At 71.6% G+C, this 13,410-nt stretch carries 17 protein-coding genes; 12 read left to right on the forward strand and 5 right to left on the reverse strand.

Features of this window, described 5'->3' with window-relative positions; translation table 11 throughout:
• Window positions 1–6: 6 nt before the first annotated feature.
• Complete coding sequence (locus KXR53_RS02710) at window positions 7–876, reverse strand: LysR substrate-binding domain-containing protein (RefSeq protein WP_437373145.1); 870 nt, start codon at window positions 874–876, stop codon at window positions 7–9.
• 101 nt (window positions 877–977) lie between these two features.
• Between KXR53_RS02710 and KXR53_RS02715 the strand changes: the two genes are divergently transcribed.
• From KXR53_RS02715 to KXR53_RS02740, 6 genes are all read left to right on the forward strand, one after another.
• The gene (locus KXR53_RS02715) at window positions 978–1,883 is read left to right on the forward strand and encodes a DMT family transporter (protein ID WP_437373147.1); all 906 of its coding nucleotides are present in this window, start codon (window positions 978–980) and stop codon (window positions 1,881–1,883) included.
• A 51-nt stretch (window positions 1,884–1,934) separates the two neighbouring features.
• Complete coding sequence (locus tag KXR53_RS02720; RefSeq protein WP_437373149.1) at window positions 1,935–2,273, forward strand: hypothetical protein; 339 nt, start codon at window positions 1,935–1,937, stop codon at window positions 2,271–2,273.
• A 73-nt stretch (window positions 2,274–2,346) separates the two neighbouring features.
• A complete protein-coding gene (locus KXR53_RS02725) occupies window positions 2,347–2,508 on the forward strand; it encodes a hypothetical protein (protein ID WP_437373151.1) in 162 nt (53 codons plus the stop codon).
• Between the two features lie 33 nt (window positions 2,509–2,541).
• Entirely contained in the window at window positions 2,542–3,879 is a 1,338-nt protein-coding gene (locus KXR53_RS02730; protein ID WP_437373152.1) for an erythromycin esterase family protein, read from the forward strand.
• A 2-nt stretch (window positions 3,880–3,881) separates the two neighbouring features.
• Window positions 3,882–4,535 (forward strand): dienelactone hydrolase family protein, encoded by a 654-nt coding sequence (locus KXR53_RS02735; protein ID WP_437373154.1) that lies wholly within the window; start codon window positions 3,882–3,884, stop codon window positions 4,533–4,535.
• 2 nt (window positions 4,536–4,537) lie between these two features.
• Window positions 4,538–5,209, forward strand: coding sequence for a phosphoribosyltransferase (locus KXR53_RS02740; protein WP_437373155.1), 672 nt, complete (start codon window positions 4,538–4,540; stop codon window positions 5,207–5,209).
• Between the two features lie 10 nt (window positions 5,210–5,219).
• Here the strand turns inward: KXR53_RS02740 and KXR53_RS02745 are convergent, their stop codons facing one another.
• Window positions 5,220–5,648 carry a VOC family protein gene (locus KXR53_RS02745; RefSeq protein ID WP_437373157.1) on the reverse strand — a complete coding sequence of 143 codons (429 nt, stop codon included), beginning with the start codon at window positions 5,646–5,648 and terminating at the stop codon, window positions 5,220–5,222.
• A gap of 95 nt (window positions 5,649–5,743) precedes the next feature.
• On the opposite strand from KXR53_RS02745, the gene gcvA reads away from it, so the two are divergent.
• Window positions 5,744–6,667, forward strand: coding sequence for a transcriptional regulator GcvA (gcvA, locus tag KXR53_RS02750; RefSeq protein WP_437373158.1), 924 nt, complete (start codon window positions 5,744–5,746; stop codon window positions 6,665–6,667).
• Between the two features lie 127 nt (window positions 6,668–6,794).
• Here the strand turns inward: gcvA and KXR53_RS02755 are convergent, their stop codons facing one another.
• Window positions 6,795–8,291: a multicopper oxidase family protein gene (locus KXR53_RS02755; RefSeq protein WP_437373160.1), complete on the reverse strand. Its 1,497-nt coding sequence runs from the start codon at window positions 8,289–8,291 to the stop codon at window positions 6,795–6,797.
• Window positions 8,292–8,420: 129 nt separating this feature from the next.
• Between KXR53_RS02755 and KXR53_RS02760 the strand changes: the two genes are divergently transcribed.
• Entirely contained in the window at window positions 8,421–8,693 is a 273-nt protein-coding gene (locus KXR53_RS02760) for an I78 family peptidase inhibitor (protein WP_437373161.1), read from the forward strand.
• Here KXR53_RS02760 and KXR53_RS02765 read toward each other — a convergent pair.
• Window positions 8,690–9,319 (reverse strand): CGNR zinc finger domain-containing protein, encoded by a 630-nt coding sequence (locus KXR53_RS02765; RefSeq protein ID WP_437373162.1) that lies wholly within the window; start codon window positions 9,317–9,319, stop codon window positions 8,690–8,692. The genes KXR53_RS02760 and KXR53_RS02765 overlap by 4 nt on opposite strands.
• A 74-nt stretch (window positions 9,320–9,393) precedes the next feature.
• On the opposite strand from KXR53_RS02765, the gene KXR53_RS02770 reads away from it, so the two are divergent.
• Genes KXR53_RS02770 through KXR53_RS02785 form a run of 4 tightly spaced genes read left to right on the forward strand, consistent with a single transcriptional unit; the run spans window position 9,394 to window position 11,663 of the window.
• The gene (locus KXR53_RS02770; RefSeq protein WP_437373164.1) at window positions 9,394–9,996 is read left to right on the forward strand and encodes a GNAT family N-acetyltransferase; all 603 of its coding nucleotides are present in this window, start codon (window positions 9,394–9,396) and stop codon (window positions 9,994–9,996) included.
• Window positions 9,993–10,304 (forward strand): antibiotic biosynthesis monooxygenase family protein, encoded by a 312-nt coding sequence (locus tag KXR53_RS02775; protein WP_437373166.1) that lies wholly within the window; start codon window positions 9,993–9,995, stop codon window positions 10,302–10,304. Before KXR53_RS02770 ends, KXR53_RS02775 begins: the two co-directional genes overlap by 4 nt.
• A gap of 26 nt (window positions 10,305–10,330) precedes the next feature.
• Window positions 10,331–10,735 (forward strand): VOC family protein, encoded by a 405-nt coding sequence (locus KXR53_RS02780; RefSeq protein ID WP_437373167.1) that lies wholly within the window; start codon window positions 10,331–10,333, stop codon window positions 10,733–10,735.
• A 7-nt stretch (window positions 10,736–10,742) separates the two neighbouring features.
• Window positions 10,743–11,663: a hypothetical protein gene (locus tag KXR53_RS02785; protein ID WP_437373168.1), complete on the forward strand. Its 921-nt coding sequence runs from the start codon at window positions 10,743–10,745 to the stop codon at window positions 11,661–11,663.
• Between the two features lie 17 nt (window positions 11,664–11,680).
• Here the strand turns inward: KXR53_RS02785 and KXR53_RS02790 are convergent, their stop codons facing one another.
• Window positions 11,681–13,282: a pentapeptide repeat-containing protein gene (locus tag KXR53_RS02790; protein WP_437373169.1), complete on the reverse strand. Its 1,602-nt coding sequence runs from the start codon at window positions 13,280–13,282 to the stop codon at window positions 11,681–11,683.
• Window positions 13,283–13,410 lie beyond the last annotated feature (128 nt).

The raw sequence follows: 13,410 nt of genomic DNA on the forward strand, positions 1-13,410 counted from the left end.
CGGTGCTCACGCCGCCAGCGCCTCCGGCCGGCCGATGGCGCCGTGGATCTGCTCCGCCAGCCGGGTCACCGCGGGCGTCCGCGGCCGCGCGCCCCAGGCCAGGCCGATCTCCAGTGCCGGCAGGGGCGGCAGCCCGTCGCGCTCGCCCAGCACCCGCATCCCGGGCGGCAGGCTGCACTCCACCACCACCGCCACGGCCAGGCCGGCGCGCACCACGGCCAGGAGGCCGACCAGGCTGGGGCTCGAATAGGCGATGCGGTGGCGGCGCTGCGTCGCGGCCAGCGCCTCCAGGGTGACGCCGCGGGCGACGCAGCCGGGCTCGTACAGCGCCACCGGCAGCGGATCCTCCAGATGCGGGTCGTGGTCCGGCGACCCGAACCAGACCAGCGGCTCACGCCGCAGCAGCTCGCCGTCGCGGCCCGGCCCACGGGTGATGACGGCAAGGTCGATCTCGCCGGCGGCGAGGCGCCGGTCCAGGAAGGTCGTCTGCTCGCAGATCAGCTCGACCTCGACCTGGGGGTGGCTGGCGGCGAAGCGCGACAGGATCGGCGGCAGCAGCGAATAGGCGTAGTCGTCGGGGATGCCGAGCTGCACCCGGCCGCGCAGATCGGGCTCGACCAGCGCCGCCCAGGCCTCCTCCTCCAGCCGCAGCATCCGCCGGGCGTGGCCCAGCAGGCTCTCGCCGGCCGGGGTCAGCCGCACCTGTCGGCTGCTGCGGTCGAACAGCCGCTTGCCGACGGCCTCCTCCAGCCGCCGCACCTGCATGCTGACCGCCGACTGGGTGCGCCCGACCCGCGACGCGGCCAAGCTGAAGCTGCCGCCCTCGGCGATCGCCACCAGGGTGCGCAGCACGTCCAGATCGAGCCGTCTGTCCATGGCCGGATCATAAATCCATGTGATGGCCGTCTTCAAATCTATTCGTTTGATTGAAGGGCGCTCTGGGCGCAGCGTCCCTCCATCGGATCGTGGAGGCGACGATGGGCATCGAGACGGCGGCGGAACGGCGGACGGGGATCCTGCAGCTTAGCCTGGGCATGGCGGTGGTCGGCACCGTCGGCGTGTTCATGGAGGAATCGGGGCAGGGGCCGATCAACGCGGTGTTCTTCCGCTGCGTCTTCGGGGCGCTGGTCCTAGTGGCCTTCTGCGCCGCCCGCGGCTGGCTGCGCGACCTGCGGTTGTCCCCGCACCAATGGGGCCTAATCCTGTTCGGCAGCGTCTGCATCGTGCTGAACTGGGTCGCGTTCTTCGCCGCGATCCGCCACACCTCGATCGCCTTCGCCACCATCGTCTACCACGTCCAGCCCTTCTGGGTGGTGCTGGCGGGCGCCGTGCTGTTCGGCGAGCGGCTCAGCGGCCAGAAGCTGGGCTGGATCGTCCTCGCCTTCGCCGGGCTGGCCCTGGCCACCGGCATCGGGTCCGAGGGGGTGGAGCCGGGACGGCTGCTCGGCGCCGGCCTCGCCGTGCTGGCCTCGCTGCTCTACACCGGCACGGTGCTGTCGACCAAGGCGCTGCGCGGGGTGCGGCCGCATCTGACGGCGATGATCCACGCCGCCACCGGCATCCTGCTGCTGGCGCCCTTCGTCGGCGTCGCGGAGATGCCGGCGACGCCCGGCCCCTGGGGCTGGCTGGTCGGGCTCGGCGCCGTCCACACCGGCCTGGTCTATGTGCTGATGTACGCCGCCTATCCGAAGCTGCCGACGCCGGTGATCGCGGTGCTCGCCTTCGTCTACCCGGCCTCGGCGATCCTCAGCGACTGGCTGGTCTACGGCCACCGCCTGGGGCTGGAGCAGGCAGCCGGCATGGGGCTGATCGCGCTGGCCAGCCTGGCGGTGACGCTCGGCTGGCGCCTGTGGCCGGCGCGGCGGCCGGCGGCGGCCGGCTAGCCCCGGCGCGCAGGGCTTGACGCCACGATGCATTCCGTTCATGATTTGTTCATGACCGGAGCCAAGCCGCCCGCCATCGCCCTCACCATCGCGTCCGATCCGGAGCTGGTGCGGCTCGAGCGACGAATGCAATCGCTGCATGAGCTGGCCGAGAGCTGCATGGCGGAGGCCGAGGCTCTGTCGAAGGAGCCCGACAAGCTCATGGAGACCTGCGACCGCTTCATGCAGCTCTCTGACCAGGTGCTCCGGGCCGTCGCCCAGTCACACAAGCTGCGCCAGCAGTACCGGCGCCGGCGCGAGAAGCTCGAAGCGGAGCGGGCCAGGCGCATCGCGGCCGCCCGCGCTCAACTCCTGGCTGCCGGCCCGCCGCCCGAAGGCTCCCGTCACTAGGCATCTCTCGCTCCGCGACCGCCGGAACTTCCTCCGCCGCCTCCTGTTGCCCAGATGAGCGAGCGAGGACCGCATGCCGGATCAGGATCCCCGAAAGCGGGAGCCGCCGGCCTATCCGGCGGAGAAGGCGCGTCAGGGCGAGATCATCCTGCGCACCCGCACACAGCGCGTGATCTTCATCGCCGGGCTGGTTCTCCTCGTCCTCTTCGTCCTGCTGGCCCGGTTCTGGCTCTGACGGCCCGGTCCGGCGGATCGAACGGAGACAGCGATGGCCGATCCGAGAGTGTCCGAACGCGCCCGGGCCGAGGCCCAGGCCGATGTCGTGGCTCAGCTGAGCCGGCACGGCGAGCCGATTCCCTCGCCGGACAATGCCGAGGCATTCGGCGCGCCGTTCCGTCGCTTCGGCGACGCCCGGGTCCTGCTGCTCGGCGAGGCCACCCACGGCACCGCCGAATTCTACCGGGCACGTGCCGCCATCACCCGCATGCTGGTGGCCGAGCACGGCTTCTCCATCGTCGCGGTCGAGGCGGACTGGCCCGACGCCGCCCGCATCGACCGCTATGTCCGGCATCTCTCGCCCGAGCCGTCGCGTGAGCAGGCCTTCGCCCGCTTCCCGACCTGGATGTGGCGCAACGCCGAGGTGCTGGAGTTCGCAGAGTGGCTGCGCGCCTTCAACGAGGCGCGGCCGGCCGAATGCCGGGTCGCGTTCCGCGGCCTCGACGTCTACAGCCTGGGCGCGTCGATCGAGGCGGTGCTGCGCTATCTCGACCGGGTCGACCCGGAGGCCGCGGCCGAGGCGCGGCGGCGCTACGCCTGCCTGACGCCGTGGCAGGGCGAGCCGGCGCGTTACGGCCGGGCGGTGCTGACAGGCCGCCAGGAGCCGTGTGAGGACGAGGCGGTGGCCCAGCTGCGGGCGCTGCTCGACAGCCGCTTGGCGGAGCTCGACGGCGAGGCCCATTTCGACGCGGCGCAGAACGCCCGCATCGTCCGCGCGGCCGAGCAGTATTACCGCCTGATGTATCGCGGCTCGACCGAGTCCTGGAACCTGCGCGACCGGCACATGTTCGAGACGCTTCAGGCCCTGCTCGCCGCCGGCGGCGAGGGGGCGAAGGCAGTGGTGTGGGCGCACAACTCGCATATCGGCAATGCCGCGGCGACCGGAATGGGCTGGCAGGGCGAGTTCAACATCGGCGAGCTCTGCCGCACCGCCTACGGCGAGGATGCCGTGCTGATCGGCTTCGGCACCGCCCGCGGCACGGTGGCGGCGGCGTCCGACTGGGACGAGCCGATGGAGATCAAGACCGTCCGCCCGGCCCGTCCGGACAGCTGGGAGCACGCCTTCCGCCGCTCCCGCCTCTCCCGATCGCTGACCGATTGGCGCGGCCTCGCCCATCCCACCCTGACCGCAGCGCTGTCCGGCGTCCTGCTTGAGCGTGCGATCGGCGTCGTCTACCGGCCGGAATCGGAGCTGGCGAGCCATTACTTCCCGGCCGTGCTGGCCGAACAGTTCGACGCCTATGTCTGGTTCGAGGAGACGCAGGCGGTGACGCCTCTGGGCCCCGCCCGGCCGCAGGGCGTGCCGGACACCTATCCGTTCGGGCTTTGACCATGACACGCGACATCGTCCATCCCGTCGAGATCGGCCCCCAACGTCTGCAGGGGCTGCTCGGCATGCCGAAGAACCGGTCCGAGGGCCTGGTGATCTTCGCCCATGGCAGCGGCAGCGGCCGGCACAGCCCGCGAAACAACCATGTCGCGGCCGGGCTGCGCTCGGCCGGCCTCGCCACGCTGCTGCTCGACCTCCTGTCCCCGGAGGAGGAGCGGGATCGCGCCAATATCTTCGACATCCCGCTGCTGGCGGAACGGCTCGACCTCGCCACCGACTGGGCGGCGCGGGCGGCCGAGACCTCGGCGCTGCATGTCGGCTATTTCGGCGCCAGCACCGGGGCCGCCGCGGCGCTGGTGGCGGCGGCGAAGGGTGCGGCCCGGGTCCACGCCGTGGTGTCGCGTGGCGGCCGGCCGGATCTGGCGGGCAGCGCCCTCGAACGGGTGCGGGCGCCGACACTGCTGCTGGTCGGCAGCCTCGACGAACAGGTGCTCGAGCTCAACCGCGAGGCCTATGAACGGCTGCCAGGGGAGAAGGAGCTGGTCGTGGTGCCGGGCGCCGGCCATCTGTTCGAGGAGCCGGGCACGCTCGACCAGGTGGTGCGGCAGGCGACGCTCTGGTTCGGCCGCTATCTGGCGGCGAGAGGCGGAGGATGATCATGTCGGCGATGCGGTTCCGGGACCGGACGGAGGCCGGGCGGCGGCTTGCCGGGGCGCTCGCCCGGTATCGCGACGCCCACCCGATCGTGCTGGCGCTGCCGCGCGGTGGGGTGCCGGTGGCGTTCGAGGTGGCGCGGGCGCTGGCGGCGCCGCTCGATGTCCTCCTCGTGCGCAAGATCGGGGCGCCGGGCTATCCCGAGCTGGGGATCGGCGCGGTGATCGACGGGAAGAATCCGCGGGTGGTGCTGAACGACGCAGTCATGCGCGAGGTGGCGCCGCGCCCCGGCTATGTCGAGGCGGAGACCGAGCGCCAGCTGGTCGAGATCGAGCGCCGGCGGCGCCTCTACCGCGGTGACCGGCCGGCGCCCTCCATTGCCGGCCACACCGTGATCCTGGTCGATGACGGCATCGCCACCGGCGGCACCGTGACCGCGGCCCTGCAGGGGCTGGCGGCGGCGCAGCCGGCCCGGCTGGTGCTCGCGGTGCCGGTGGCGCCGCCGGACGTGCTGCAGACGTTGTCCCAGCTGGCGGACGACGTGGTCTGCCTTTCGGCGCCGCATTTCTTCGGCGCGGTCGGCCGGTTCTACGACGATTTCACCCAGACCACCGACGAAGAGGTGATCCGGCTGCTGGCCGAGGCGGCGGCCTGGCCGGATTCTCCCGCCGCCTGACCTCGGAGCGCTATTTGGCGAAGAGCTGGCCCATGTCGGCGAAGGCCTTGAATTCCAGCGCATTGCCGGACGGGTCGAGGAAGAACATCGTCGCCTGCTCGCCCACCTGTCCCTTGAAGCGGACATAGGGCTCGATCACGAAGCGGATGCCTGCCGCCTTCAGGCGCTCGGCCAGGACTTCCCAATCCGACATCTCCAGCACCACGCCGAAATGCGGCACCGGCACGTCGTGGCCGTCGACCGGATTGTGGTGCAGGGCCTCCTCGCCTTCGGGGGCCGGCTTCAGATGGGCGACGATCTGGTGCCCGTAGAGGTCGAAGTCGATCCAGCTGTCGGAGCTGCGGCCCTCGGGGCAGCCGAGAACGGTGCCGTAGAAATGGCGCGCGGCGGCCAGGTCCCGCACCGGGAAAGCGATATGAAACGGCATCACCATTCTCATGGGTCCTTGCTGAAGGTCGTCGGGCGCCCCTTGCGCCGGGGCCGGAATTAAGCGGAGAGTCTGCAGCCCGACAATCGAGAAAGGATCCCGGATCGATGAGCTCCGCTCATGGATATCGCCGGCCGGTCACGGACCGGCTGCCGTCGCTGAACGGGATCCGCAGCTTCGCCGCGGCGGGGCGGCATCTGAACCTGACCGCGGCGGCGGAGGAGTTGGGGGTGACCCAGGGCGCGGTCAGCCGCGCGGTGCAGGCGCTGGAGGCGGAACTCGCCACGCCCCTGTTCCGCCGGGTCGGCCGCGGTATCGAGCTGACGCCCGCCGGCGCCGCCTATCACGCCCGGGTCGCGGACGCGCTGGCGCAGATTGCCGCCGCCACCCGCGCCCTGCGGCGGCCGGAGCGCGACGGCATCCTGTCGCTCAGCGTGCTGCCGACCTTCGCCCTGCGCTGGCTGGTGCCGCGCCTGCCGCGCTTCCACGAGCGCCATCCCGAGATCCAGGTCGACCTATCGGCGTCGGAGGAGGTCATCGATTTCGGCGCCGACCCGATCGACCTGGCGCTGCGCAACGGCACCGGCAGCTGGCCGGGGGCGGAGGCGACGCTGCTGATGAACGAGACCGTTGGCGTGTTCTGCGCGCCCGAGCTGCTGCGCCGGCACGGTGCGATCGCCGGACCCGCCGATCTGCGCGACCATCGCCTGCTGGTGCACACCACCCGGCCCGCGGCCTGGGCCGAGTATTTCGCCTCGCTCGGCCTGGCGCCGCCCGACGTCTCGGGCTCCCCCGGCTTCGAGCATTTCTTCATGCTGGCCGAGGCGGCGGCGGCCGGCATGGGGCTGGCGCTGCTGCCGCTGTTCCTGGCGCGCGGCGACGTCGCCGCCGGCCGTCTGGTGCAGCCGCTCGACCACACCATGCAGCCCGCCAGCGCCTATTACCTGCTGCACGCGCCCGGGCAGGGCTCGGTGTGCAAGATCCGCCTGTTCCGCGACTGGCTGCAGGCCGAGGTGGCGGAGGCGGTCTAGAAGCCTCCACGACCGCTCCGCCTCCGAACCGTCATGGCGTGCCCCGAAGGGGCGTGGCCATCCAGGAATCGAGCCGCTGGATCGCCGCGTCGCTTCGCTCCTCGCGATGACGGCGTATGGATGGGACTTAGCCGATCCCCTCGTACTCCACCGTCGTCATCATGCCGCCCTCCATGTGGTAGAGGTGATGGCAGTGGAAGACCCAGCGGCCGGGATTGTCGGCGTCGAAGGCGATGGTGACGGCCTTCCCCGGCGGCACCAGCACCGTGTCGCGCAGGGCGCCGGACAGCGGCGTGCCGTCGATCGCCACCACCTGGAAATGGTGGCCGTGCAGATGCATCGGATGGGCCATCATCGACGGGTTGGTCATGACGATCTCCACCCGCTCGCCGCGCCGCACCGACAGCGGCGTGTCCTGGCCGTGCACCTTGCCGTTCAGGGTCCAGACATAGCTCGCCATGTCGCCGCCCAGCTCGACCGCCAGGCGCCGGTCGGCCGGCCGCGCCGACAGCGGCTGCGTCGTCCGCAGCCGCGACTCCAGCGCGAGGTCCAGCGGCGCCGTCTTCTCCTCGCCCAGCTCGGCGATGCGCGTGACCGCGGCACCGGGGGCGGCCAGCACCAGGCCGGTGCGCTGCCGGTCGCCCTCGCGCAGCGCCAGCACCGGCAGCGCCTGGCCGGCGGGGACGGTGAGGCGGATGTCGAGGCGCTGGGCCAGCGCGATCGGGAAACGCCGGCCGGTCACCGGCGCGACCGGTTGGCCGTCGACCGCCACCAGCGTGCCCTCCACGGGGCCGAGATCGATGTGGAAGTTGGTGGCCGCGGCGCCGTTGATGATGCGCAGCCGCACCCGGCCGTCGCGCTCCACCCGCACCACCTCCGGGTCGGCCAGGGTGCGGTCATTGGCCAGATAGGCGTCGTATTCGACGTCGTTCAGGTCCATGGCCATGCCGCCCGGCATGCCGTGCTGCATCCCCGGCATGGCCTGAGTCGCGCCCATGCCGTGGCCGCTGTGGTCCATGCCGGCCATTCCCTGATTCATGCCGCCGTGATCCATCCCCGCCATGCCGTGGCCCTGGCCGCCGCGCAGCCCGGCCATGATCTCGGCCGGGTCGCGGAAGCTGAAATCGTGCAGCATCAGCACGACCTGCTGCTCGTCCAGCCCGGCCTCGGCCGGGTCGGCAATGATCAGCGGCGCCGCCAGCAGCGCCTGTTCCTGCAGCCCGAGATGGGAATGCATCCAGTAGGTGCCCGGGCGGGTCAGCGGGAAGTCGTAATCGATGCCGGCGCCCGGCGGCAGCGGGTCCTGGGTCACGCCGGGCACGCCGTCCTGGCGCCAGGGCGGCGTCAGCCCGTGCCAATGCACCAGCGACGGCTCGGACAGCGCATTGGCCAGCCGCACCCGGAAGGCGTCGCCGGCCGTGGCCTGCAGGCCATGGGCGCCATCCGGCTGCATGATGCCGAACACCGTGGCCGGCCGCCCCACCACCTCCAGGCTGCGGGTGCCGATGGTCAGCTCGGTGGGCGCAGCGGCGCGAGCGAGTCGGGGCAAGGTGCCGGTCAGCACGGCGCCAAGGGCTGATGCTGCGGCACCGGACAGGAAGCGGCGGCGGGTCAGGGCGGTCACGGTCGGAACCTCGTTCGGTCGGCGTTGACGCGAATCTGAAGCTTCCTCCAGCTGGAACGTAAAGCGCGTCACGACGTCGCCTTTTTTCCGCGCCATCACCGGCCGATCGGATCAGGAATGCGAGGCAGCATGAGCACCGAATCCTCCCGCCGCCATCTTCTCGGGCTTGCCGTGGCCGGCGCTGCTGGCGGCCTCGCCGCGGCCTGCGCCCGCAGCCAGGCGGCATCGCCGGCCGGCACGGAGCCGCAGCCGCCCGTGTCCCAGGCCGAGCTCGACAAGCTGAAGGGCCTGATGCTGCGAGTCGTCCGGCCGGGCGAGCCGGTGACCATGGATTTCCGCGCCGACCGCCTGACCGTGGAGGTCGACGGTCAGGGCAAGATCGTGCGCGCGTCGATCGGCTAGCTCGCAGCCGGGCTGCGGGTCCGTTCATAGTGCCGCCGCGCCTTGTGCCGGTTGCCGCAATCGGCCATCGAGCACCAGCGCCGGCTGCGGTTGCGCGAGGTGTCGAGGAACACCCAGGCGCAGTCGGGGTCGGAGCAGCTGCCGACCCGTTCGGCGCGGCCGGAGACCAAGAGCTCGGCCGCGTCCCACACCACCGGCCACAGCGGCTGCTCCAGCGGATCGGTCTCGCTCATGGTCCAGGCGAAGCCGGCCCTGGTCGGCGCGAGGCCGGTGCGGATCGGGGCCCGGGCCAGGAGGGCGTTCAGCACCGCGAGATCGTCCCCTGAGGCGCCGCCCGGCGCCGTCAGGATCCGGCCCAGCGCCGCGCGCAGGCGCAGCGCCGTGGCCAGCACCGCGGCCGCGGCCTCCGGGCGCTGCCCCGCCTCCTGCGTCAGCCGGCGGACCCCCGCCCGATCGAGGATGCCGAGATGGCCGGCCCACAGGGCCAGCTCGCCATAGCTGGTCAACCGTTCGCCGCGCTGCGGGACGTCGCCGCGCCACATCTCGGTGTTGACGAAGTCGAGGCTGAGCGAGCCGCCGATCCGCTTCGGCGGCCGCAGCGCGTAGGAGGGGGCCTGGGTCTGCATCGCCTAACCATCCTACCGGTTGACTTCTCCGGGGCAAGCCCGGCATCGTCGGCCAACCGGTACGGGGGTTAGGGATGCCGACAACCGATCGCGACGCGACGCTCGAATGCCGGCCGGTGACGCCGGACCGGCTCGGCGATGTCGAGGCGGTGTTCGCAGAATGCGCCGATGCCAATCGCTGCTGGTGTGCCTTCTGGCGTCGGGAACGCCGGGACTTCCGGGCCGGGATGCGGGACGGCAGCAATCGCGCCCTGTTCCGCAGCCTGGTCGAGGCCGGCGAGCCGCTGGGGCTGATCGGCTATCGCGACGGCGGCCCCGTTGCCTGGTGCGGCGTCGCCCCGCGACCGGACCAGCCGCGGCTGGTCCGGTCGCGCAACCTGGCGCCGGTCGACGGCCTGCCGGTCTGGTCGATCACCTGCTTCGTCACCGCCAAGGCGCATCGCCGCACCGGCCTCCTGCGCCCGCTGGTCGCGGCGGCGGCGCGACTGGCGCGGTCGCGCGGCGCCCCGGCGCTGGAAGCCTATCCGATCGACGCCGCGCGGCATTTGGGATCGGGCGAGATCTACACCGGCGTGCTGCGCCCCTTCCTCGACCTCGGCTTCCGCGAGGTGGCGCGGCGCAGCCCGACCCGGCCGATCGTCCGCTTGGACCTGACCCGAGGGGAGGACCCGACATGATTGCACGCATGTGGCGCGGCCCGGTGCCGAAGGCGAAGAAGGACGCCTATGTCGCCTATCTGCGGGAGACCGGCCTCGACGACTACGCGAAGACGCCGGGCAACCGCGGCGTCTGGCTGCTGTGCCAGGACAAGGGCGAGGAGGTGGAGTTCCTGACCCTGACGATGTGGGAGTCGGTGGAGGCGATCAAGGCCTTCGCCGGCGAGGACTACGGGAAGGCCCGCTACTACCCGCGCGACCGCGACTTCCTCACCCGCTTCGACCCGGAGGTCGAGCATTTCGAGGTGATCGAGGGCCGGAGCGCCTGACGGGCCGATATCAAGGGGAGGAGACGATGCAGTTCCATCAGGGCCGGCTGATCGACCACGTCCACTTGGTGGTGCGCGACCTCGAGGCCAGCAGGCGCTTTTACGCCGCGGTGCTGGCCGCGGTCGGCCGCGGCATCACCCGTGAGGGGCCGGGTTTCTTCACCTCGGACGAGCTGTTCGTCAGCCCGGGCGAGGCGATCAGCCACGTCCATCTGGCGTTCCAGGCCGCCGACCGCGACACCGTCCACCGCTTCCACGCCGCGGCGCTGGCCGCCGGCGGCCGCGACAATGGTGGGCCGGGCGAGCGGCACTATCATCCGGGCTATTACGGCGCCTTCGCGCTCGATCCCGACGGCAACAACATCGAGGCGGTGTATCACGGCCCGGCGGCGCGCTCAGCGGAGTCGATCGTGATCACGGCCGGAGGCTGACACCGACGTGACATCCGAGATCCATCTGCGCCCGATCGCCGAGGGCGAGCTCGCCGCCTTCGTCTCCGCCGCCACTGACCCGGCTCATCTGGACGACGTGCGGCGCTATGTCGACGACCTGCTCGGAAAGGGCGCGTTGCGCCGGGACTGGTGCTTCCTAGCCGAGCGGGACGGACAGGCCGTCGGCCGTATCGCCTTCTGGACCCTGCCGGGGTCGGCGGCGCCCAGCGACATCGTCCTGTTCGACCTGCCCTGGTCGGCGCCGGAGGCCGAGGCGATCGGCGCTGCGATGCTGCGGCAGGCGGCGGACCGGGCGCGGTCGCTCGGCGCCGGGGCGCTGGGCCATGTCCTCGACACGCCGCTTCAGGCGCCGCAGTGGCAGGCCGAGCCGGACCGGCGCCGCGCGCTGTTGACCGGCAGCGGCTTCGCGATCCTCCGCGAGACCGTCCGCTTCGAGCTCGATCCGGGCACGCCCGCCCCGTCGGCGGCCGGTGGGCTGGTCTTCCGGTCGATGGCGGAGGTGGGGGAGGCCGCGTTCCGCGCCGCGACCGACCGGGTGACGGCCGGCACGCTCGACCGCCGCATCGGCGACGAGGACATCTTCGCCGATATGCAGGGGCTGGAGCACGAGCCGGGCTGGTGGGAGCTGGCCTGTGAGCCGGACGGCACGCTGGTCGGGCTGGTGATGCCGGCGCTGGCGCCCAGCATGGCGACGATCGGCTATGTCGGCGTGGTGCCGGAGAAACGTGGGCGCGGCCACATCCACACCCTCCTGGCGCGCGGGACGGCGACGCTGGCCCGCATCGGCCGCTGGCCGGTCAAGGCCGATGCCGACACCCGCAACACGCCGATGGCCAACGCCTTCCGCCGGGCCGGCTGGCGCGAATTCGCGATCCGCACGGAATTCGAGCGGCCGCTGGCGGGCTGACGCCGGCCCCCCCGGGTTCAGTTGGCCGCGATCGGGCCGGCCACCTCGACCGCCGTGCCCCTTTCATAGGGGCACTGCTTGTTCGGTCCGATGCCCGCCTCGACCGCCGGAAGGCAGCCCTCCCCGAACCGGCCGGCCTCGAGGGGCAGGAACAGCGCCCCGCAATTCTCGGGCGCGACCGTCTCCGGCAGGCCGCTGACGTTGCAGATGAGGGCGCCCCCCATCTTGACGCCGGTCAGGTTCGCCCCGTCGAACTTGGCTCCGGTCAGGTTCGCGCCGCGGAAATCCGCATTGCTCAGGTCCGTGTTCACGAAGCTGGCCTCCGTCAGATCGGCCCGGACGAAGATCGCGTCCCGCAGATGGGCGTTGTCGAACCGGGCCGACCGGAAGAAGCCGTCGGAGAAATCGGCCCCGGAGAAATCGGATCGCCGCGCCTGAGTGCGGCTGGGGGTGGAGATCGAGGGGAGATCGGAAAAATTCGTCCTGGGGGCGCATGCGGCGTTGAACCTGGCGCCCACCCCCTTGGCACCCAGGAACGTGGCCCGGCTGAGCGTGGCGCGCCCGAAATCCGCCCCGCCGAGCTGCGAGTCGTCGAGACGGGCGTCATTCATCATCGCGCACCAGAAATTGGCCCCCTGCGCGTTGGCGGTGACGATCTGGGCACCGCCGAGCTGCGTCCGCAGATGGGGCAGCCGGGGCAGCCCGGGGGAGGCGAGATTCTCGTCGGGCCCGAAATTCGCCCCCGCCAGGGACGCGTTCGCGAAGCTCGCCCGCGTCAGGTTCGACCCGCCGAAATCGGCCTTGTCCAGGCTCGCCCAATAGAAATTCGCCAGGTACAGCTCGGACGCCGAGAGATCTGAGCTCCGCAGGTCGGACCGGATCAGCTGGGCGTAGGCCATGGCGGCGCCGCGGAAATATCCGCGCGACAGGTTGAGCGGCACTTCCTTGGTATAGGGCTCGCAGCCGCGCAGGGCGATGACGGCGAGGGCCGCTTGGGTGTCAGCGTTGATCGCCACCTCGTGCGATACCTCTTCCTGCGCCCGGCGGGCCGTCTCTCCGTCTGTCTGCGCGAGATGGGAAGAGGCGACGGCATGGGCGGCGATGCCTTCCAGCGCCACCCGATAGAGCTGGTTCTCGATGGAGGAGACGGGGGCATTCGCGGCGGGGGCGGCCCTGCCGCCGTTCGAGGACAGGGGTTTCTGGTTGCCGTCGGGGCAGAGCACATCCGGGCGATCGCCGCCCATCTGCTGCGCCAGGGCATGGATCCCGTTCAGCCGCGTGGCGATGGTGTCGCTCGCCAGGGCCTCGAAGCCGTAGCTGTACTTCTCCTGGTGGCTCTTCTCGGCGCTCTCGCGCGCGGCCCGGGCCGCCTGGTGCAGGGTGTAGAGGGCAGCGATGACCAGGATGGGGACGGTGAGCAGCTGCCCGATGTTGCGGCGGTAGCGATCTGCGTCCTCGGCGCGCTCCTTGCGCGACTCGTATTTGTGTCGCGACGTCAGCAGCGCCGGTCCCCACAGCCAGGCGGCCAGGGCCAGAAGGGCCGCGGCCACGGCCACGGCGATGGCGGCGTTCGGATGACTGTCCAGATACGTCTCGGCTTTGGCGAGCAAACTCATCATCAAAACTCTCCTCGACCGCGCCGCGTATCGGTGGCGGGCGGCCGCCTGGTCGGAACGGCAGGATCAGCAGGGCAGGGGGCGCGCTGTTGGCGGTCCGGATCGACGGTCGTTACTCTCTCGGAATGGTG

It is taken from the genome of Inquilinus limosus, from assembly GCF_051487185.1.
Taxonomy (GTDB): domain Bacteria; phylum Pseudomonadota; class Alphaproteobacteria; order DSM-16000; family Inquilinaceae; genus Inquilinus; species Inquilinus limosus_F.